General features: G+C 75.8%; 18 protein-coding genes. 8 read left to right on the forward strand and 10 right to left on the reverse strand.

From position 1 onward, the window contains the following. Positions 1 to 20: 20 nt before the first annotated feature. Together Sru01_RS11535 and Sru01_RS11540 are read left to right on the forward strand one after the other, a co-directional pair. Positions 21 to 914: a phosphotransferase family protein gene (locus Sru01_RS11535; protein ID WP_203984153.1), complete on the forward strand. Its 894-nt coding sequence runs from the start codon at positions 21 to 23 to the stop codon at positions 912 to 914. A gap of 34 nt (positions 915 to 948) precedes the next feature. Beyond that, positions 949 to 1,212 (forward strand): TFIIB-type zinc ribbon-containing protein, encoded by a 264-nt coding sequence (locus Sru01_RS11540; protein ID WP_203984154.1) that lies wholly within the window; start codon positions 949 to 951, stop codon positions 1,210 to 1,212. A 54-nt stretch (positions 1,213 to 1,266) separates the two neighbouring features. Here Sru01_RS11540 and Sru01_RS11545 read toward each other — a convergent pair whose 3' ends face one another. The 8 genes from Sru01_RS11545 to Sru01_RS11580 form a co-directional block, all read right to left on the reverse strand. Continuing rightward, entirely contained in the window at positions 1,267 to 2,223 is a 957-nt protein-coding gene (locus Sru01_RS11545) for a hypothetical protein (RefSeq protein WP_203984155.1), read from the reverse strand. A 74-nt stretch (positions 2,224 to 2,297) separates the two neighbouring features. Then, positions 2,298 to 3,821, reverse strand: a complete 1,524-nt coding sequence (locus tag Sru01_RS11550; protein WP_203984156.1) for a bifunctional phosphatase PAP2/diacylglycerol kinase family protein — start codon at positions 3,819 to 3,821, stop codon at positions 2,298 to 2,300. Between the two features lie 28 nt (positions 3,822 to 3,849). Next, positions 3,850 to 4,161, reverse strand: a complete 312-nt coding sequence (locus Sru01_RS11555) for a hypothetical protein (RefSeq protein WP_203984157.1) — start codon at positions 4,159 to 4,161, stop codon at positions 3,850 to 3,852. A 185-nt stretch (positions 4,162 to 4,346) separates the two neighbouring features. Beyond that, positions 4,347 to 6,359 (reverse strand): CehA/McbA family metallohydrolase, encoded by a 2,013-nt coding sequence (locus Sru01_RS11560; protein ID WP_239137304.1) that lies wholly within the window; start codon positions 6,357 to 6,359, stop codon positions 4,347 to 4,349. Positions 6,360 to 6,534: 175 nt separating this feature from the next. Then, a complete protein-coding gene (meaB, locus tag Sru01_RS11565) occupies positions 6,535 to 7,542 on the reverse strand; it encodes a methylmalonyl Co-A mutase-associated GTPase MeaB (RefSeq protein ID WP_203984158.1) in 1,008 nt (335 codons plus the stop codon). Next, complete coding sequence (scpA, locus tag Sru01_RS11570) at positions 7,529 to 9,736, reverse strand: methylmalonyl-CoA mutase (RefSeq protein WP_239137306.1); 2,208 nt, start codon at positions 9,734 to 9,736, stop codon at positions 7,529 to 7,531. The genes meaB and scpA overlap by 14 nt, the downstream gene beginning before the upstream one ends. Continuing rightward, the gene (locus Sru01_RS11575; protein ID WP_203984160.1) at positions 9,733 to 11,619 is read right to left on the reverse strand and encodes a methylmalonyl-CoA mutase subunit beta; all 1,887 of its coding nucleotides are present in this window, start codon (positions 11,617 to 11,619) and stop codon (positions 9,733 to 9,735) included. Before Sru01_RS11575 ends, scpA begins: the two co-directional genes overlap by 4 nt. A 145-nt stretch (positions 11,620 to 11,764) precedes the next feature. Beyond that, positions 11,765 to 12,541: a peptidoglycan recognition protein family protein gene (locus tag Sru01_RS11580; protein WP_203984162.1), complete on the reverse strand. Its 777-nt coding sequence runs from the start codon at positions 12,539 to 12,541 to the stop codon at positions 11,765 to 11,767. Positions 12,542 to 12,795: 254 nt separating this feature from the next. Between Sru01_RS11580 and Sru01_RS11585 the strand changes: the two genes are divergently transcribed. From Sru01_RS11585 to Sru01_RS35525, 4 genes are all read left to right on the forward strand, one after another. Continuing rightward, positions 12,796 to 13,899 (forward strand): DUF5925 domain-containing protein, encoded by a 1,104-nt coding sequence (locus Sru01_RS11585; RefSeq protein WP_239137308.1) that lies wholly within the window; start codon positions 12,796 to 12,798, stop codon positions 13,897 to 13,899. 117 nt (positions 13,900 to 14,016) lie between these two features. Further along, positions 14,017 to 15,150 carry a C39 family peptidase gene (locus tag Sru01_RS36185; protein WP_275412154.1) on the forward strand — a complete coding sequence of 378 codons (1,134 nt, stop codon included), beginning with the start codon at positions 14,017 to 14,019 and terminating at the stop codon, positions 15,148 to 15,150. Then, a complete protein-coding gene (locus Sru01_RS35520) occupies positions 15,147 to 17,033 on the forward strand; it encodes a S9 family peptidase (protein ID WP_239137310.1) in 1,887 nt (628 codons plus the stop codon). The genes Sru01_RS36185 and Sru01_RS35520 overlap by 4 nt, the downstream gene beginning before the upstream one ends. After that, complete coding sequence (locus Sru01_RS35525) at positions 17,030 to 18,349, forward strand: M20/M25/M40 family metallo-hydrolase (RefSeq protein ID WP_239137312.1); 1,320 nt, start codon at positions 17,030 to 17,032, stop codon at positions 18,347 to 18,349. Before Sru01_RS35520 ends, Sru01_RS35525 begins: the two co-directional genes overlap by 4 nt. Positions 18,350 to 18,392: 43 nt before the next feature. On the opposite strand, the gene Sru01_RS11600 is transcribed toward Sru01_RS35525, so the two are convergent. Continuing rightward, positions 18,393 to 19,010: a fasciclin domain-containing protein gene (locus Sru01_RS11600; RefSeq protein ID WP_203984166.1), complete on the reverse strand. Its 618-nt coding sequence runs from the start codon at positions 19,008 to 19,010 to the stop codon at positions 18,393 to 18,395. Positions 19,011 to 19,149: 139 nt separating this feature from the next. Then, positions 19,150 to 19,965: a class I SAM-dependent methyltransferase gene (locus Sru01_RS11605; RefSeq protein WP_203984168.1), complete on the reverse strand. Its 816-nt coding sequence runs from the start codon at positions 19,963 to 19,965 to the stop codon at positions 19,150 to 19,152. A 170-nt stretch (positions 19,966 to 20,135) separates the two neighbouring features. Here Sru01_RS11605 and Sru01_RS11610 point away from each other — a divergent pair, with 170 nt between their 5' ends. Continuing rightward, the gene (locus tag Sru01_RS11610; protein WP_203984170.1) at positions 20,136 to 20,348 is read left to right on the forward strand and encodes a hypothetical protein; all 213 of its coding nucleotides are present in this window, start codon (positions 20,136 to 20,138) and stop codon (positions 20,346 to 20,348) included. A 6-nt stretch (positions 20,349 to 20,354) separates the two neighbouring features. Continuing rightward, the gene (locus Sru01_RS11615; RefSeq protein WP_203984171.1) at positions 20,355 to 20,699 is read left to right on the forward strand and encodes a DUF1036 domain-containing protein; all 345 of its coding nucleotides are present in this window, start codon (positions 20,355 to 20,357) and stop codon (positions 20,697 to 20,699) included. The last annotated feature ends 26 nt before the right edge of the window (positions 20,700 to 20,725 follow it).

The following is a 20,725-nucleotide window of genomic DNA, read 5'->3' on the forward strand; positions in this document are numbered from 1 at the left end:
CGCGGTCCTACAGTGATCCGGTGACCGTCGAGGACGATACCGGGGTGGCAGGCGGCTTACCGGAGGCCCTGGCCGGCGTGGCGGGGGTGTCGCCACGCGCGGCGACGGTGCTCAAGCGGACCCGGGTCACGGTGGTGCGCGCCGGCGAGCTGGTGGTGAAGGCCCACGAGCCGGGCACGGCGGAGGCGGCGCTGAACGCCCGGCTGCGCGCGGCCGCCGCCCTGCCGGACCTGCTGCTGCCGCCGGCGTCCGACCGGGCCCTGCGGGTGGCGGGGCGCCTGGTCACCGTCTGGCCGGCCGGCGAGGCGGTGGACCCGGCCGGCGATCCGGCGGCCGCGCCCTGGGAGGCCGCGGCCGGCCTGCTCGCCCGGCTGCACGCGACGCCGGCCGGCGGCCTCGGGCTGCCCCCGGCCGGCGGCCCGGACCGGGTGGCCCGGGCGCTGGCCCGGCTGGCCGGCGCGCCGGGGGCGCCCGCCGCCGCGGCCGCGGCCGTCCGGCGGGCCGCGCGCACCCTGCCCGCCGGGGGCGGCACGGGCACCGGCCTGGCGCACGGCGACTGGCATCTCGGCCAGATCGTCCGGTACCGGGACCGCTGGCTGCTGATCGACGTGGACGACCTCGGGCTGGGCGATCCGGTGTGGGATCTGGCCCGTCCCGCCGCCTGGTACGCCGCCGGACTCCTCGACCCGGAGTTATGGCACCGCCTTTTATCGGGATATGTCAGTGCAGGTGGTCCGGCGGTGGACGCGGGCGATCCGTGGCCGGAACTCGACCGGCCCGCCCGGGCGTTGACGGTCCAGTTGGCGGCCACGGCGGTCGCGGCGGCCGGCGAGGAGGGACGTCCGCTGGACGAGGCCGAGCAGGCGCTCGTCTCCTCCTGCGGAAGGATCACCCGCGCCGCCCGGCGGCAGTAGGGTCGCCTTGCGGATCAACGAAGGAGATCTATCGATGAAGTGCCCGAAGTGCCCCGGCGTCATGCGCACCTACGATCGCAACGGCGTTCACATCGAGCAGTGCGAGAACTGCCGCGGCATCTTCCTCGACTACGGCGAGCTGGAGACGCTGTCCCGGGTGGAGACGCAGTGGGCCCAGCAACAGTACGGCCCGCCGCCGGCCCCGGGCGGTCCGGCCTGGGGCGCGCCGCACCACGGCCACCACGGCCGCCACGGTCATCACCAGCGCGGCTGGGTGGGCATGCTCTTCTCCAGCTGACGGCGGCGTCCGCCGGGCCCGGGCGCGTCCCGGCCCGGCGGCCCGCCGTTCCCCTCAGCGCGGGAAGCCGTCCGGGTCGACCTCGGCGGTGCGGGCGTTACCGCCGGCCACCGGCTGCAGCGTCAGCGTCCAGGTGCTGAACCGGATGAGGTTGCCGGTGCGCACCGTGGTGAACTTCACCGGCTCCTCGAACCGCTGGAACCCGCAGTCGCGGGTGAACGCCCGTGCCTTGCCGTCCCAGTCGGCACCGCCGGTGAAGTAGATGCGGTAGGTGCCGTCCGGCACGCCGCCGATCTTCGCCTTCCGCTTCTTGCGCACGTAGAAGGACACCGCCTTGGTGCCGCCGCGCACCAGCGTCAGCACCGCGTCCTTGCCGGTGCCGTTGTCGACGGTGAGGGTGCCCCGCCCGGAGCGGGCGCCCGAGCGCACGAACGCCCCGTTGGCCAGCCGCCGGTCACGCGCCGCGGGGACCTTCACCGTGGCCACCTCGGCCGGGTAGTCGCCCTTGGCGGCCAGGTCGCCGCCCGCCGACCGCACCGCCTCGAAACCCTCCGCCCGGCCGAGCCTGGCCAGCACGGCGCCGGAGGTGCACAGCCGCCGCCCCTCCACCGACTCGCGCAGGTCGTCCAAGTCGTCGGTCAGGTCACGCAGCGCCGCCACGTAGTCGGCGTGCTCGGCGGCGGCGTCCGCCGGCGGCACGAGCACGCCGAGCCCGGCCGCCGCCTCGGCGGCGGCCACGCGGGCACGTTCCAAACGCTCGCCGAGCGCCTTCAGCGAGCGCGACCTGCCGATGCCGGCCAGCGCCTTGGCCACCGGCCCCGCCTGCGCGGTCAGCTCGGCGGAGTACCGCTCGGGTGAGAGCGCGGCGGCACGGGCGGGCGTGGAGCCGCCCGCGGGCGGGGCGCTCCGGGAGAACCGCGAGGACTGGTCGGCCGGCTCGTCGCCGGAACTGCACGCCGACACCGCGAACGTCGCGACGAGCGCGAGGGGGAGCCACCGGGGGGCGATCATTCGCCGATATTCCGGGAGAGCCGCCGCACTGTCAAGCCGGGCGGTCATGGCGGCCGTGGACCGCCGGCCGCGGATCAGCCGGGCGGGCGGAACACCAGCAGCGAGCGCGGCCGCTTGGCCAGCACGACCGGCCCGGCGACGCTGAAGGTCTCCCCGTCGCGGGCCAGCCGGACCTGCCCGTCCGGCGCGTCCGGCGCGTCGATCCGTACGGTGTCGGCACGCCAGCGCAGGTAGTTGCGCGACAGCCCGACCCCGCCGGCGACGGTGCTGGCCAGGGCCCGCAGCCGGGGCAGCCGGCCGGCCGCGGCCAGCACCCGGACGTCGAGCAGGCCGTCCTCCAGCCGGTCGCGCACCGTCGGCGCGACACCCCGCGACCGGTAGGCGCAGTTGCCGGCGAACAGCAGCCACACCCGGCGCGGCACCCCGTCGATCACCAGCGGTTCGGGGCGCCGGTCGTGCAGCAGCGCGTCGGCCATCGCCATCACCAGCGCCGGCCACCTCCCCACTGTGCGCTCCCAGCGCTCGCGCCGGTCCACCACCAGCGGATGGATGCCGAGCGTGGCGGTGTTCAGGAACACCCGGCCGGCCGCCTCGGCGACGTCGACCGCCACCACGTGCCCGGCCTGGTAGGCGGCGACCGCGTCGGCCACCGTCTGCAGGCCGAGGGTGCGCGCGAAGTGGTCCAGCGTCCCGGCCGGGACCGGCAGCAGCGGGACGCCCTGCTCCAGCGCCGCCTGCGCGCCGCAGGCCATGGTGCCGTCGCCGCCCGCGACGGCCAGCACCAGGGCCCGGCCGGCCGCCTCGTGCAGGTGCTTGGCCAGGTCGTCACCCGGTGCCACCTCCACGACCTCGGCGTCCGGCAACGCCCGGCGCAGCGCGGCGGCGGTACCGGGGTCGCGGCCGGTGCCGTTGTTCACCACGGCGACCACCCCGGCGCCGCGCGGGTCGAGGTCGCGGGTCGGGGCGGTGGCGGCGACCCGGACCTCGCCGAGCACCGCGGGCTCCGGCCATATCCGGCGGGAGGCCGCCGCGGCGAGCACGCCGATGGCCGCGCCGGCCAGCACGTCCCCCGGATAGTGCACCCCGGTGTAGACCCGGGAGAAGCAGACCGCGCCGGCGGTGACGGCGACCGGGACGGCGACCCCGCGCGGCGCCTCCATCGCGACCGCCGTGGCGAAGGCCGCCGCGGCGGCCGAGTGCCCGGAGGGGAAGGAGTGCGAGCTCGGGACGCGCCCCAGCCGGACCGCCGGGAAGTCCACGAGGTCGGCGACCGCGGGCCGGGCGCGGGCGAACGCCTGCTTGCCGAGCAGGTTCACCACCGGACTGGCCACGCTGATCGCCAGCAGGCCGCGCGTGGCGGCCCGCCGCATCCGCCGGCGGCCGGTGACGGCCAGAACGGCGGCGGCCCCGGCCCACAGCAGCGAGTTGTCCGCCGCCCGGGACAACCGGGGAAGCACGTGGTGGAACCCGGGCAGCCGCGCCGTGGCGACCGACGAGAACAGCCGCCGGTCCAGCGCGCCGAGCGCCTTTCTGATCCTGGGGCGGGTGAAGGTGGCCTTGCGCATGCCCTGGTACGTGCCCACGCAGCGGCCGGGCACGCGTCCCGCCCTGTTCAGGCGTCGGCGTTCAGGCGTCGGCGCGCGGGACCGCCCCGGCGGCCCGGGGGGCCGGGGCGGGGCTCGTGGCGCCGAACGCGTCGCGGAGCACCTCCTCGACGTCCAGCTCCAGCACCCAGGTGTCGCCGGCCGCGCCGGAACACGGGCCGGCCTCGGGCCCGGCCGGCGCCCGGACCCGGCTGAACGCGGCGCGGAAGAAACGCTCCTCGCCCACCAGGCGGCACAGGCTCATCACCCGGCTGTACAGCAGCGGACGGCCACCGGCCCCCGGGCCGGACCCGGCGGCGGCGACCGCCTCGAAGAGCGCTGGATCACCGCTCATGACACCTCCCATTACACAGTGTGACGCCATGGTGACAGCAATGGCCGCCGCGTGCGGCCCGAAGCACCGGCCTCAGACGATTTCCGGCCCGGCGCCGCCCCTGCTCCCGGGCCCGTATCGGGTCCGGTGGCCGGGCACCGCCCGCCGCGCCGGGCCGCCGCCGAAGCGCCCGCCGCGCCGGCGGGTCAGCGGGGCAGCCGCGCCTGGTAGACCCGCCGGGCCTCGTCGATCATCGAAAGGTGCTCGCGCAGCCGGCCGGCCCCCGGCCGGACGTGCGCGCCGACCAGTTCCTCCAGCAGTTCCAGCCACGCCAGGCACCAGCGGACGTCGGCGGGGCGGGCGACCCGCCGGCCGCGCACGTCCAGGTAGACCGGGCTGGTGTGCGCGAAGACCTCGGCGAAGTGCGACCGCCGATGCGGCCCGCCGCCGGCCACCAGCACCACGTAGGTGGGCGAGTCCACCACCAGCTCGGCGGTCAGCACCGGCGGCGGACCCGCGGCGAGCACGCCGCCGGCGGTGCGGATCTCCAGCCGTTCGACCTCCGGGCCGGTGGCCCGCGCGGTGATCTCCACCCGGTCCCCCGGTTCCCGGACCAGGGTGTCGCCCAGGCCGTGCCCGTCCACCGCCAGCTCCAGGAACGGGCCGGTGGTGGCGAAGGTGCGCCCGCGCCGCACCGCCTCGGCGTAGGCCGCCGCGGTGAGCGGCCCGTCCACCCGCGCGTAGGTGCGCTCCCAGCCGGGCGGGTTGGTCACCGTCTCCATCCGCTGGTGGCCGAAAGAGAGCATGGCGTCGGTGCCGGCCACCGCGGCCAGCCGGTTCCCGGCGCCGAGCAGCCGGCGGTAGACCGCCGACGAGCCGGCGGCCGAGGCGTAGTGCAGGATCTCCATGGCGTCCACCAGGCCGAGCGCGGCGTCCACCACCACCGCCCGGGCGGTGCAGTCGGCGCGCCCGGTGCCGACGGCGTCCCGCGGCTCGCCGACCGGCGTCTTGAAGGTGTGGGCGTACCCGACGACGCCGCCGAGCGCCCGCAGTTCCTCGCAGACCTCGCCGGTGGGCGGCCGGGCCGGGTCCCCGGCCGGACCGGCGTGGTAGCGGCCGGGCGGGGCGGCGATCCCAAAGGCGTGCAGGTGCCCGAGCAGGTCGTCGCGGTACTCGGCGCCCATCCGGGCCACGTGCGTGCCGTCCGACCACGGCAGGTCCCGGCCCGCCCAGTGCGCCAGGGCCTCCCGGTCGTACACCTGCCCGCCGGAGACGTTGGCGGCGAGCAGGTTGAGCACGTGCAGGTCCTCGCCGTGCTGGGCGGCGGCCGCCATCGCCGGGGTGGCCACCACGTCCCCGGAGTAGTTGAGGTGCACGTGCAGGTCGGCGCCGTACCAGCCGCGGGCGGCGGCGTCGATGATCCGGGCCGGTGCCAGCTCCACGGTGGTCTCGCCCGCCGGGACGACCGCGGTCTCGGCGATCTCGTACTCCATGCCCCGGGTGACCCGGACGGTCAGCGGCTCGGCGGGCACGTCGAGCACCAGGTCGTCCCCGTGGAAGTAGGGGGTGCCGTGGTGGTCGCGGCGCGGCGGCGCCCCGGCCGGGTACCAGCCCTGGCCGTCGGCGCCGTAGACGCTCCACCGGCAGGGCAGCCCGGCACGCAGCCGCAACCGCGCGGCGGGCGCGCGGCGGGTCAGGCCGGACAGGTCCACCGGCCGGCCGGCCACCGCCACCTCGGCCGCCGAGTCGAGGTCCACCAGGCGGGCGCCGCCCGCCCCGACCCGGTGCGGCCGGCCGGCCACGGTGACGCGGACCGGGTCGGGACCGGCGTTGTCCAGCAGCAGGGCCAGCGGTACCGGCCGGCCGTCCAGCACGGTGCGGGGCCGGCCGTCCACCCGGTGCCCGTCGGGGGTGATCCGCAGCACGGCGAGCCCGTCCGGCGGGGCCGCCCCCACCGCGTCGCGCAGCACCTCGTCGAAGTCCAGTTCCAGCACCCGGGTGATCTCGTCGCCGGTGGCGCCCGGGCCCGCCCCGGTACGGACCCGGGCGAAGGCGGCCCGGAAGAACTCCTCCTCGCCGGCGAAGCGGGACACGCCCATCAGCCGGACGTAGGGGCTCGGCGGCTCCGTCCAGCTCATGCCGTGCGCCGCCAGCGCGTCGCGGTACCGCTCGAGCGCGCCGGCGACCGCCGCCGGCAGCATCGGGTCGTCATCGCCCATGGAACCTCCCATCACGCGGTGTGCGGCAATCGTCACACCGGCGCGCCGGGGGGGCCGCCGGGGGCGGGTACGCCGGGCGGAGGTTCCTTCCACTCCGGTGCAGCGGTCTCCGCCCGGGGACAACCCGGCCCGGGCGCCCCGCCCGCGACCTGCGGATCCTTGCGGATCGGCCGGGTCAGGACCCCGCCGCCCGGCTGGGCCCGGCGGTCACGCGGGCGAAGGCGGCCAGGACGCGGTCGGCGGCCAGCGCGGGGGTCAGCGTGCCCTCCAGCACCTCGCGCTCGGCGGCGGCGGCGACCTCGGCCACCTGCGGGTCGGCGGCGAGCCGGGCCAGCAGCCGGTCGCGCACCAGGGCGCGGGTCCAGCCGACCTGCTGGCGGCGGCGCCGCGCGGCGAGCTCCCCGGTGGCGGCCAGCGTGTCGTGGTGGCGGACCACGTGCCCCCACAGCTCGGCCAGCCCGGTGCCCTCCTGCCCGCTGCAGGTGACCACCGGCGGGGTCCAGCCGCCGGCGCCCGGTCCGAGCAGCCGCAGCGCGCCGGCCAGCTCGCGGGCGGCCTTGCGGGCGTCGGCCTCGTGCGGGCCGTCCGCCTTGTTGACCGCGATCACGTCGGCCAGCTCCAGCACGCCCTTCTTCATCCCCTGCAGCTGGTCGCCGGTGCGGGCCAGGCTGAGCAGCAGGAAGGTGTCCACCATCTCGGCGACGGCGGTCTCGGACTGGCCGACGCCGACCGTCTCCACCAGCACGACATCGAACCCGGCCGCCTCGACCACGACCATGGCCTCGCGGGTCGCCTTGGCCACCCCGCCGAGGGTGCCGGAGGTGGGCGAGGGCCGGATGTAGGCGGCCGGGTCGGCCGACAGCCGGGCCATCCGGGTCTTGTCCCCCAGGATGCTGCCGCCGGTGCGGGTGGAGGAGGGGTCGACGGCGAGCACCGCGACCCGGTGGCCCTCGCCGGTCAGCCGGACCCCGAGCGCGTCGATGAACGTCGACTTGCCCACCCCGGGCACCCCGGTGACACCGACCCGCCGGGCCTTGCCGGCCAGCGGGGTCAGCTCGACCAGCAGCCGCTGCGCCAGCTCCTGGTGGTCGGGCCGGGTCGACTCCACCAGCGTGATCGCCCGCGCGACCCAGCGCGGCGAGCCCGCCCGCACGCCTTCGGCGTACTCCTCAAGCGCCGGCATGGCCCAGCCGGGCGGACAGGTCGCGCAGCAGGTCCAGCGCGGCGTCGGCGATCACCGTGCCGGGCGGGAAGATGGCGGCGGCGCCCGCCTCGCGCAGCGCGGCGAAGTCGCCGGGCGGCACCACCCCGCCCACCACGATCATGATGTCGTCGCGGCCCAGCCCGGCCAGCCGGTCGCGCAGCTCGGGCACCAGCGCCAGGTGCCCGGCGGCCAGCGAGGACACCCCGACGACGTGCACGTCGGCCTCGACCGCCTGCCGGGCCACCTCGGCCGGGGTCTGGAACAGCGGGCCCACGTCCACGTCGAAGCCGAGGTCGGCGAAGGCGGTGGCGATCACCTTCTGCCCGCGGTCGTGGCCGTCCTGGCCGACCTTGGCGACCAGGATGCGCGGCCGGCGGCCCTCCGCGCGCTCGAACGCGGCGCAGGCCGCCCGGACCCGCTCGATGCCGGCGGAGTCGCCCGCCTCGTCTCGGTACACCCCCGTGATCGTACGGACCCGGCCGGCGTGCCGGCCGAAGACCTCCTCCAGGGCGTCGGAGATCTCTCCCACGGTGGCCCGGGCCCGGGCGGCGTCCACCGCCAGCTCCAGCAGGTTGGCCCCGGAGGCGGCGCCGCGGGTGAGCGCGGCGAGCGCGGCGCGGCAGGCGTGCTGGTCGCGGCCGGCGCGCAGCCGGGCCAGCCGCTCGACCTGCTGGGCGCGCACCGCGGAGTTGTCCACCTTGAGCACCTCGATGTCCTCGTCGGACCCCACGCGGTACTTGTTGACACCGATCACCGGCTGCCGGCCGGAGTCGATGCGGGCCTGGGTGCGGGCGGCGGCCTCCTCGATGCGCAGCTTGGGCAGGCCGTCGTCGATGGCCCGCGCCATGCCACCGGCCCGCTCGACCTCCTGGATGTGCCCCTGGGCGCGCCGGGCCAGCTCGTAGGTCAGCCGCTCGACGTAGGCGCTGCCGCCCCACGGGTCGATGACCCGGCAGGTGCCGGACTCCTGCTGCAGCAGCAGCTGGGTGTTGCGGGCGATGCGCGCGGAGAAGTCGGTGGGCAGGGCGAGCGCCTCGTCCAGCGCGTTGGTGTGCAGCGACTGGGTGTGGCCCTGGGTGGCGGCCATCGCCTCGACGCAGGTGCGCACCACGTTGTTGTAGACGTCCTGGGCGGTCAGCGACCAGCCGGAGGTCTGGCAGTGGGTGCGCAGCGACAGCGACTTCGGGTCGCGCGCGCCGAACCCCTTGACCAGCCCGGCCCACAGCAACCGGGCGGCGCGCAGCTTGGCGACCTCCATGAAGAAGTTCATGCCGACGCACCAGAAGAACGACAGCCGCGGCGCGAAGGCGTCGACGTCCAGGCCGGCCGCGACACCGGCCCGCAGGTACTCCACGCCGTCGGCCAGGGTGTAGGCCAGCTCCAGGTCACAGGTGGCCCCGGCCTCCTGGATGTGGTAGCCGGAGATGGAGATGGAGTTGAACCGGGGCATGTGCCGCGAGGTGTAGGCGAAGATGTCGGAGATGATGCGCATCGACGGCCCGGGCGGGTAGATGTAGGTGTTGCGGACCATGAACTCCTTGAGGATGTCGTTCTGGATGGTCCCGCTGAGCCGCTCCGGCGGCACGCCCTGCTCCTCGGCGGCCACGATGTACAGGGCGAGCACCGGCAGCACCGCGCCGTTCATCGTCATCGACACGCTCATCTCGTCCAGCGGGATGCCGTCGAACAGCCGGCGCATGTCGTCGATGGAGTCGATCGCCACCCCGGCCATGCCGACGTCGCCGGCCACCCTCGGGTGGTCGGAGTCGTAGCCACGGTGGGTGGCCAGGTCGAAGGCGACCGACAGCCCCTTCTGCCCGGCGGCGAGGTTGCGCCGGTAGAAGGCGTTGGACTCCTCGGCGGTGGAGAAGCCGGCGTACTGGCGGATCGTCCACGGCCGGGTGGCGTACATCGTCGGGTAGGGGCCGCGCACGAACGGCGCCATGCCCGGGTAGCCGGACAGGAAGTCCAGCCCGGAAAGGTCGTCGGCGGTGTAGAGCGGCTTGACCGGGATGTTCTCCGGGGTGTCCCAGACCAGCTCGTCCGGGGTGTGGCCGGTCTGCTCCTGCACCGCGCGGGCCCAGCGGCCGGGGCCGGCCGCCGGGCGGCCGGCGTCCGGCGGGGTCGGCGGGGTCGGCGGGATCAGCGGGATCGTCGTGAAGTCGGGGATCACGGGCCCACCTCCAGGTCGTCGAACGTGGCGCGCAGCACCTCGGGCGCGTCGCAGCCGGCGTACAGTGCGGCGTCCACGCCCGGGTGGTCGCCCCGGCCGGCCAGCCAGATCCGCCGGGCGCCCGCCCCGCGCAGCGCGGCGGCGACCGGGGCGGCGTGCTCGGCGTAGAGCTCGTCGGTGGAGCACAGGCAGGCGACCGTCGTGCCGCTGCCGCGGAACGCCTCGGCGATCGCCGCCGGGTCGGTGCCCGGGCCGGCGGTCACCGTGGCGATCCCGCCGGCCTGGAAGAGGTTGGCGGCGAACGTGCCGCGCGCGGTGTAGGCGGCGGCCGGGCCGATGGTGGCCAGGAACACCCGGGGGCGCTCCCCCGCCGCGGCGGCGCGGTCGGCGCGGTCGCGCAGCGCCTCGAAGTCCTGCGCGTAGTGCACCCGGGGCAGGCCGCCGCCGGGCGGCTCGGGCGCCGGCCGGCGGGCGGGGCGGCGCTCGGCCGGGTCGGGGAACTCGCTGACGCCGGTGATCGGGGCGCGGCGGCGGGCGATGTCGGCCCGGCGGCGGCCCCAGGTGGCGGCGAGCCGCTCGGGGACCAGCGCCTCCAGCGCGGCGGCCATGCCGCCGGCCCGCTCGATCTCCTGGAACCAGTCCCAGGCCCGGCCGGCCAGCTCGGCGGTCAGCCGCTCGGCGTACCAGGAGCCGCCCGCCGGGTCGACGACCCGGGCCAGCCCGGCCTCGTCGACGAGCAGGGCGTGGGTGTTGCGGGCGATGCGCCGGGCGAAGGCGTCCGGCAGGCCCAGGCGGGCGTCGAACGGCTGCACGGTGACGGCGTCCGCGCCGCCGGCGCCGGCGCCGAAGCAGGCCAGCGTGGTGCGCAGCATGTTCACCCACGGGTCGCGGGCGGTCATCATCGCCGAGGAGGTCACCGCGTGCTGGACCTGGGCGCCGTGCGCCGGTTCGCCGCAGGCCTCGGCGACCCGGGCCCACAGCAGGCGCGCCGCGCGGAGCTTGGCGATGGTGAGGAACTGGTCGGCGGTGGCGGCGTACCGGAACTCCAGCTGCCCGAACGCCTCGGCGGCCGGCAGGCCGGCGTCGGCCAGCGCGCGCAGGTAGGCGACACCGGTGGCCAGCGAGCAGCCGAGCTCCTCGGCGTCGGAGCCGCCCGCGTCGTGGTAGGGGGTCGCGTCGACGGTGACCGCGCGCAGGCCGGGGGCCTCGGCGGCGAGCCGGGCGGCGGCGCCCACCTGGCCGGCCACCTCGGCGGCCATCTCGGCGGGCGGCGGGGCGGCGCCGGTGCGCGCCCGCAGGCCCAGCGGGTCGGCGCCCAGATTGCCGCCGGCGGCCGGGGCGGTGCCGCGCTCGGCGAGCAGCCGCAGGTAGCCGCGGGCCGCCTCCTCGGTGCGCGCGCCGGCGTCGAGGATGACCGGGGCCAGGTCCAGGTGCACCTCGCCGAGCGCGCGGGGCAGCGCGGCCGGGTCCAGGCCGCCGTCGCCGAGCACCAGCCACAGCGAGGTGGCGCCCCCGGTGAGGTCGGCGAGCACGGCCTCGCCGGCCGCCGCCGGGTCGGGGTGGGCGTGGCGCTGGCGCACGTCCCAGCCGGTGGGGACGCCACCGGCCGGCCGGGTGCCGCGCAGGTAGGGCGCGAAGCCCGGCAGGCCCGGGTCGCCCGGCAGGTCGCCGGCGTCGTAGAGCGGGGCGACGCGCACGCCGTCGTAGGTGGTGACGGCCAGCGCCTCCTCGGGCGGGGCGTCCGCGGCGGCCGCCGGGGCGCCGGAGCGGCGCAGCACGGCGGCGGCCAGCCGCCGCCATTCCTCCCGGGTGCCCGGCGGGAAGTCGCCGGCCGTCCGCAGGTCCGCGGGCTGCTCTGGCTGCTCCTTGGGCTGCACGGTCATGTCCCGGATCGTAGGCGCTGCGCCCGGCCGAGGGCACGCCGGGGGTGGCGGCCCGCGCGCCGCCGGACGGCGGGGACCCGGTAGGGCGGTGGCCGGGGGCCACCGGGCACCGGGTCCGCCCGATCAGGCGACCCGGCGGCCCTCATCAGGGGATCGGCGCCTCGAAGGCGGCGTCCCAGGTCCGCCGGCCCACGATGCCGTCGTCGTCCAGGTGCTGCTGGCGCTGGAACCGCACGCACACGTCCCGCGACGCCGGCCCGTAGGCGCCGTCCACGTCGATGGTGAAGCCGCGCTTGTCCATCTGGGCCTGCCAGGTGCGCACGTCGTCGCCGTGCATGACCGGCGGGTACTTCAGCAGCCGGCCGGGGAACTCGGGGTGGTCGGACGGCTCGGTCTGCGGCGGGGGCGTGCCGCCGGGGCGGGGCGCGCCCTTCTTGACCCAGGCGTAAAGCGCGGCACCCGGGCAGTCGGTGGCGTAGCCGTCCCGGTGTCCCTTGATCTCCTTGCCGGCGCCGCCCTCGCGCCGCAGGTACTCGATGGCGTCCAGGATGCCGTGCAGCATGCCGTCCGGCGGCTTGACCAGGCCGGAGTTGCCGACCAGGCCGAGGACGGCGTAGTGGCCGGAGTTGAGGCCCGGGCCGTTGGCGGCCGGCAGGTGGCGCGGGCCGCGCCCGACGAACACCTTGCGGTGCGGGCAGGCGACCATGCTGTAACCGATGTCCAGCCAGCCGTTTCCGTCCATGTGATGGCCCTGGATGGTCCTGACCATGGCGACGCATTTCGCGTGGTCCTGCACGATCGCCGGGTCGACCCGGCCGCCGGTGTAGTGGACCTTGACGCCCTTGGTGGAGGCGAGCGCCGAATAGGAGCCGCGCGGGGCGCGGGCGCCCCACTGTTTACGCGATACCAGATCGATGGCCACGGATTTCTCCTGCGGGGAACGGACATTCCGACTGCGGACCACTGTCCCCCACTACGGTTCCCAAACCGCATCATCAACCTTCGGAGTAGAGCGAATCCGCATGGACGACCCTAACGACTGTCACATCATCAGATGGCGGATTTGTGGCCAGGAGCGGTCACCGGCCGCCGCTCACCCCGGCTGACCGGTGAAAGTCCCGGCCGAAGTGGGAAAAACCTTGGACGCCGCTGGCAATGGGCGTCAATCATGAATATATGTCCGTTGTGGAGGAGGTTCGTTTCCCTGCCGCCGAAGCCCTGCCGATGAAGGTGTGGCTCGACGACGGCGACTCGCCGGTCGACGTCATCGACGCGCTCGCGCTGTCCCCGTTCGCCACCGGGAGCCAGCCGTGGGCCCGCTCGGCCAACCTGGAGAGGGTGCGCCCCGACGCCCCGCTGATGCCCGCCGCCGCCTGCCTGGCCCGATCCGCCGTCGAGGACGACGGCCGCGAGTCCCGCCTGTCCCGCGGGGACGGCTGGACGCTGCGCGCGGTCCGGTTCCGCAACCGCACCGCCCTGCTCACCGTCACCGCCACCAGCGACGAGCTGGCCCGGCGGGTGCTGGAGGAGGCCACCCGGGACGCCGTCGAGCCGCCGCCCGCCGACGCCGGGCACGTCGACATGGGCTTCTGGTGGATGGGCGAGCACGGCCCGCGGCGCACCGAGCGTCCGATCACCGCGCCGCGCTGGCCCGACATCCGGGACAACTACTCCGGTGCCGCCCGCGGCCCGCTGGAGCGGCTGATGGCGCTGACCCCGCCCGAGGTCGCCGGGCGGCTGATCCTGCTGCACGGGCCGCCGGGCACCGGCAAGACCACCGCGCTGCGGGCGCTGGCCAAGGAGTGGTCGTCCTGGTGCCAGGTCGACTGCGTGCTCGACCCCGAGCGGCTGTTCGCCGGACCGGGCTACCTGATGGAGGTCGCCGTCGGCCACGACGGCGACCAGGACGACGCCCGCTGGCGGCTGCTGGTGCTGGAGGACTGCGACGAGCTGATCCGCGCGGAGGCCAAGGAGGCCACCGGCCAGGGCCTGTCCCGGCTGCTGAACCTCACCGACGGGCTGCTCGGCCAGGGCCGGGACGTGCTGGTCGCGGTCACCACCAACGAGTCGCTCGGCCGGCTGCACCCGGCGGTCGTGCGCCCGGGCCGCTGCCTGGCCCAGGTGGAGGCGGGCCCGCTCACCCCGGCCGAGGCGGCCGCCTGGCTCGGCTCGGCCGACGGGGTCGGCGCGGCCGGCGCCACGCTGGCCGAGCTGTACGCGCTGCGCGCCGGGCGGGCCGTCCCGGCGCCGGCCGAGCGGGCCCCCGGCCTGTACCTGTGATGTCAAAGGTGCGCTGACGTGCGGTGATCCTCCGGCGGCCCGGTCCGGTGGCCGGAGGATCACGGATACGTAAACCATCCGATGCGCCGCCCGGCGGCCCTGCCCAGAATCGGCAGGGTGGTCACCCCGTCGCCCGCCGGCCCGAACCGGGCCGCTCCCGCCGCCCGCGTGGCGTTCCACCGGTGGACCCGCGTCGTCCCCACCGAGACCGGGACCACCGGCTACCTCGACCCGTTCGGCGGCCGGGCCTCGGACTGGCCCTACACCCGGTGGACCTCCGAGGAGCGCGAGATCGGCTTCCCGGCCACCGAACTGGTGCCGTCCTGGACGGCGGCCGCCCCCAAGGGCACCTGGCTGCGGGTGGAGCTGCGGGCGCGGACCGTCACCGGCGCGCTGACCAAGTGGTACGACATGGGCCGCTGGGCCGAGGGCGGCGAGGACATCCACCGCACCTCGCTGCCCGGCCAGGGCGACCAGGACGGCGACGTCGCGGTGGACACCTTCGTGGCGGCGCTCCCGGTCACCGCCTACCGGCTGCGGATCACGCTGTACGGGCAGGGGGCGTGGGTCCGCACGGCCGGGGTGATGGCGTCGGCGATCCCCCCCGGGGCCGTGGTGCCGCCCGGCCCGCCTGGGAAGGGGGCGGTCGAGCTGGACGTGCCGGCCTACTCCCAGAAGGTGCACGCCGGCCACCACCCCGAGTGGGACGGCGGCGGCGAGTCCTGGTGCAGCCCGGCGTCGGTGGCGATGGTGCTGCGGTACTGGGGGCGCGGGCCCGGACCGGCCGAGCTGTCGTTCGTCGACCCGGCCGACCCGTGCCCGGCCGTGGACCACGCGGCGCGCGACATGTACGACCACAGCTACCAGGGCACCGGCAACTGGCCGTTCGCCGTTGCCTACGCCGGCCGGTACGGCACCACCGGCTTCGTGACCCGGCTGCGCTCGCTCGCCGAGGCCGAGCGCCTGGTGCGGGCCGGGGTGCCGGTCATCACCTCGCAGTCCTTCCGCGAGCCCGAGCTGCCCGGGGCCGGGTACTCCACCCGGGGGCACCTGATGGTGCTCATCGGGTTCACCGCCGGCGGCGACGTCATCGCCAACGATCCGGCGGCACCGTCCGACGGCACGGTCAAGAGGGTGTATCCGCGGCGCCCGTTCGAGAACGTGTGGTTGCGCGGCACGGGCAGCGGGGGAATCGTCCAGGTCATCCACCCACATGACATTCCGCTACCACCTTCAGAGGGCAACTGGTGATCTCTTCTCCTATCACTGCCGCCGATGTCGCGCGGGTGGACGACCGCCCGCTGTGGGTCGAGATCGTGCCCACCCCCGGCGGGGACGAGGTGTGGTGGGACGAGCCGCGCCCGGCCGAGGGCGGCCGGCGCTGCGTGGTGCGGCGCCGCCCGGACGGCAGCATGGCCGACGTGCTGCCGCCGGGCTGGAACGCCCGCAACCGGGTCGTGGAGTACGGGGGCCGCTCCTGGCGGCCGCTGCCCGGCGGCGGCCTGGTGTTCACCGAGTGGGCCGACCAGCGGCTCTACCGGGTGGACCCCGGCGACGAGGTGCCGCGGCCGCTCACCCCGCCGGGGGCCGCCCGGTACGCCGACCTGGTCGTGCACGGCGAGCAGGTGTGGTGCGTGCGCGAGACCGGCGAGGTGCGCGAGCTGGTCGCGGTGCCGCTCGGCGGCGGCCCGGCGCGGGTGGCCGTCCGGGCCCAGCACTTCGTCATGAACCCCCGCGTCTCGCCCGGCGGCCGGCAGGTCGCCTGGATCGGCTGGGACCACCCGGCCATGCCGTGGGACGGCACGGTGCTGTGCGTGGCCCCGCTCGGCGCCGACGGCACCGCCGGGCCGTACCGGGTGGTGGCGGGCGGGCCGCAGGAGGCGGTGGTCCAGGCCGAGTGGCGCGACGAGGACGCCCTGTACGCGGTGACCGACCCAGACGGCTGGTGGAACCTGCACCTGGTCCCGCTGGACGGCGGCCCGGCGCGCAACCTGGCGCCGATGCCGCAGGAGTTCGGCGGCGCGGCGTGGAAACCGGGTCTGACCTGGTTCGCGGTGGCCGGGGACCGGCTGGTCGCCCCGCACGGCACCGCCGGCGGCAAGCGGCTCGGCGTGCTGGACGTGGCCACCGGTGCGCTGGCCGACGTGGGCGGCGCCTACACCTACTGGGCGCCCACCATCTGCGCCGCGCCGGACGGCGGGAGCGTGGCCGCGATCGGCGGGTCACCGCTGCGGCCGTTCGAGGTGGTCCGCGTCGACCTGGCCTCCGGGCGGCAGGAGGTGCTGTCCCCCGCCCGGCCGCTGCCCGACCCCGCGGTGCTGCCGGTGCCCGAGGCGATGGTCTTCGACGGGGTGCACGCGCACGTGTACCCGCCGGCCGGCGCCGCGCCGGGGGTTCCCGCGCCGTACGTCATGTTCGTGCACGGCGGTCCCACCGGGTCCAGCCCGATGGTGTTCGACCTGGAGATCGCCTACTTCACCAGCCGCGGGATCGGGGTGGCCGAGGTCAATTACGGCGGGTCCACCGGATACGGCCGGGCCTACCGCGAGCGGCTGCGCCACGAGTGGGGCGTGGTCGACGTGCGCGACAGCGAGACGGTCGCCCGGGGCCTGGCCGCCGCCGGGCTGGCCGATCCGGCGCGGATCGCGATCCGCGGCGGCAGCGCCGGCGGCTGGACCGCGCTGGCCGCCCTGGTGCACGGCGACGCCTTCCGCGGCGCGGTGGCGCACTACGCGATCACCGACCCGGAGGGCTGGGCCCGGGAGACCCACGACTTCGAGTCCCGCTACCTGGACGGCCTGATCGGGCCGCTGCCCGAGACGCGGCGGCGTTACCTGGACCGCTCCCCCACCCTGCACGCGGCCCGGGCCTCGGGGCCGGCGCTGCTAATGCACGGCCTGGAGGACGTCATCGTCGACCCCGGGCAGGCCGAGCGGTTCGTCGCCGCGCTGGACCGCGCCGGCAGGCCGTGGGCGTATTTGACCTTTCCCGGGGAACAGCACGGGTGGCGCAGGCAGGAGACGATGGTCGCGGCGCTGGAGGCCGAGCTCGCGTTCTACGGGCTGATCTTCGGGTTCGCCACCCCGGAGGTGCCGGCGCTGACGCTGAACGGAACTGGGAAAGGACTTACGTGACCGAGGTCGCCGGCATCTGCTCGGACCTGCTCAGGATCGACACGACCAACGACGGGACGCCCGGCGGCTCGGGCGAGCGGGTGGCCGCCGAGCACGTCGCCGGGCTGCTGGCGGAGGCGGGCGTGGAGCCGGTGGTCTTCGAGTCGGCGCCGCGCCGCACCAGCGTGGTGGCCCGGATCCCCGGGGACTCCCCCGAGGCGCTGCTGGTGCACGGCCACCTGGACGTGGTGCCCGCCGACCCGGCGGAATGGCGGACGCACCCGTTCTCCGGGGAGGTCGAGGACGGCTGCGTGCACGGCCGCGGCGCGGTGGACATGAAGGGCTCGCTGGCGATGACGCTGGCGCTGGTGCGCGACTGGGCGCGGCGTGGGGTGCGTCCCCGGCGTGACCTGGTGCTGGCGTTCCTCGCCGACGAGGAGGCCACCGGCGAGTACGGCGCGGGGTACGCCGTCACCCGGCACCGCGAGCTGTTCGAGGGGTGCACCGAGGCCATCAGCGAGTCGGGCGGCTTCAGCGTGCCGGCCCCGGCGCCGGAGGGCGGCGAGCTGCGCGTCTACCCGGTGGCGGTGGGCGAGCGCGGCACCGCGTGGATGAAGGTCACCGCGCGCGGCGTGCCCGGGCACGGCTCCAAGCCGCCGGTGGACAACCCGGTGGCCGAGCTGTGCCGGGCGCTGGCCCGGCTGGCCGGCCACCGCTGGCCGGTGCGTCTCACCCCGGGGGTGGCCGCGCTGATCGACGGGCTGGGCCGGGCGCTCGGCACGTCGATCGACCTGGACCGGCTGGACGAGGAGGCGGTGCGCCTGGGGCGGGCCGGCGCGCTGTTCAAGGGGGTGATCCGCAACTCGGCCAATCCGACGATGCTGTCGGCGGGCTACAAGGTCAACGTGATCCCCGGCACCGCGGAGGCGCACGTGGACGGGCGCTTCCTGCCGGGGCTGCGCGAGGAGTTCCTCCAGACGGTGGACCGGCTCCTCGGCCCGAAGATCACCCGGGAGTTCGTCAGCTTCGACGACGCCATCGCCGCTCCGGCCGGCGGGCTGTTCGGCGAGCTGTGCGACGCGCTGCGCGCCGAGGACCCGGCCGGGCGCCCGGTGCCGTACGTGATGACCGGCGGCACCGACGCCAAGGCGTTCGCCCGGATCGGCATCCGCGGGTACGGCTTCGCGCCGCTTATGCTGAATCCCGGCCTCGACTATTTCGGCATGTTCCACGGCGTGGACGAGCGGGTGCCGGTGGCCGGCCTGGAGTTCGGCGTGCGGGTGCTGGACCGGCTGCTCGCCGCCCCGGCGGCCCCGGCCGCGCCGGTCTCGGCGTGACGGCGCCGGCGGGCCAGGCCCGCCGGCGCGCGCCCGCCGCCCGTCACTGCCCGGGCTTGAGGACGCCGTCGATGATGTACACGGTGGCGTCGCGGGTCTGGATGTTCCCGCACACCACCTTGGCGTCCTTGACCTGGTAGGTGTCGTCGGACTTGGTGACGGTGAGCTTGCCGCCCTCCAGGGTGGTCAGGTCGCCCTTCTCCAGGTCGGCCGGGGCCTTGCGGCCCTGCACGACGTGGTAGGCGAGCACCCGGGTGAGGTCGCCCTTGTTCTGCAGGAGCTTGTCGAGCTGGTCCTTGGGCACCTTGGCGAACGCCTGGTTGTTCGGCGCGAACAGGGTGATGTCCTTGGCGGCGTCGATCTTGTCGCCCAGGCCGGCCTTCTTGATGGCCTCGCCCAGCGTGGACAGGTCGGGGATGTGCGAGACGGCGGCGGTCAGCGGCTCGTTCGCCAGCTGGGCGGGGCTGCCCGGCCCGGACTGCGGCAGCGAGGCGCAGCCGGGGCCGACCGGGGAGGAGGCGGGCATGGGAGTGGGCGATTCGGTGCGGGCCGCGGCGGGCACCGCGGCGCCGGTGCCGTCGGTCGCGCCGGCCCCGGCTTGATAGGCGACCGCGAACGACAGGGCCGCGGCGATCGGCAGGGCGAGAAGACGATGATTCATCCTTATCCCCTTTTGCGGTTGTGCGGCGACCCTCTCATTATCGCGGAGCACACCGGACATATCCCCATATGGAAGGACGTAAGCGACAAAGCATCACTAATATCGATTATCGGCTGGAGAGCGGCCGCCGGGACCGGCGTCAGAACCGGTAGTCCAGGATCCGCCCGACCCGGCGCAGGAAGTAGACGCGATTCACCACCGCCAGCGCGGCGCGGTAGCCGGCCGGGAACCGCGCGACGTCCGGCAGCTCGGAATAGAAGATCTGCCGGACCAGGCGGAACCGCGGGTCGGCGGCGGTGATCTCGGCCGGGTCGGTCAGGCCCCACCGCATGGTGGCCCCGGTGACCCGGATCTGCGGCTGCAGCCGGGAGAGCTTCACCGCCGCCCGGCTGATCGCGTCGAACACGAACTCCCCGGAGCCGGACCGGCCGGCGATCACCCCGAGCACCTCCCGCACCTGCGCCGCGGTCAGGTACATCATCAGCCCTTCGGCGACGGCCAGCAGCGGCCGGTCGCCGGGCACCAGGGCCGCCCAGCCCGGGTCGGTGGCGGGCAGGCCGATCATCGTGTAGCCGGCGCGCGGCGGGAACAGCCGACGGCGCAGCTCGATCACGTCGGGATAGTCGACGTCGAACCACCGCACGCCCGGCGGCGGGTCCAGCCGGTGGACCCGGGTGTCCAGCCCGCAGGCGAGATGGACCACGGTCGCGCCGGGCAGCGCGGCGAGCCGCTCGGCGGTGAGGACGTCGAAGGCCCGGGCGCGGATGGCCACCGCCAGCGCGTCGACCGGGCGCATCCGCAGCCGGTGGAAGTCGTAGTCGATGCGCTCGACCGCCCGCTCGGCCAGCGGGTCGCGCAGCACCGTCCCACCGGCCCGGCTGTGCGCGGCCCGGCCGTACAGGGTGGCGAGAAGGGTCTCCTTCTCCCGGGTGAACTCCACCTTCTCACCGGCCACCCCTTCAATCTAGACCCGCGACCGCCGGCCGCCCGCCCGGCCCGCCGGGGCGGGCGCCCCCGGTCCCACCTGGCCGGATGTGGCCGCGAACGTCGGCGACCGCGGCCTTTACACCCGCTTGCCGGTGACCGTAGGTTGTCAGCCAGTCACGTTAAGTGGAGGTGAGTCACATGCCCGACAACGGCACCGAACGACTGCCCGATCCCCGGGTGGCGTTCGCCGGGGTGCGAACGGCCGACACCGGCGAGTCCGACGACCGGCCCGGCACGGTGGACCAGGCCGTCGTGGTCGCGGGAGAGGGCGAATACCTGCCCCCGATGGCCGATCGCTCCCCCGACGCCAGGCCGCTCGCCCAGCGCTTCACCGAGCCGGAGGAGGACTGACCCGCCATGGAGTTGCACTTCCGTAACCGCTACACCTCCAGGGTGTGGGTCGCGATCATGTTCTACAGCCCGGACACCTGCCGCGACTACGGCCAGTGGGGCACCCGCGGCTGGTGGGCCATCGACCCCGGCGGCGAGGCCTTCGTGCTCAACACGAGCAACCGCTACGCCGCCTACTACGCCGAGGCGGCCAACGGGGCCGTCTGGTCCGGCCCCTACGGGCCGATGTACGTCTACCAGAACGCCTTCGACTCCTGCCTGAACATCGGCAGCACCGCGGCCCGGCGGGTCGGCACCCGCCTGGTCGACATGAACGGCTACTCCACCTACTACGTGAACCTCGTGGCCTGACGCCGCGCGGCCGCCCCCGCCCGGCG

The sequence above is a fragment of the Sphaerisporangium rufum genome, assembly GCF_016863395.1.
Lineage (GTDB): Bacteria > Actinomycetota > Actinomycetes > Streptosporangiales > Streptosporangiaceae > Sphaerisporangium > Sphaerisporangium rufum.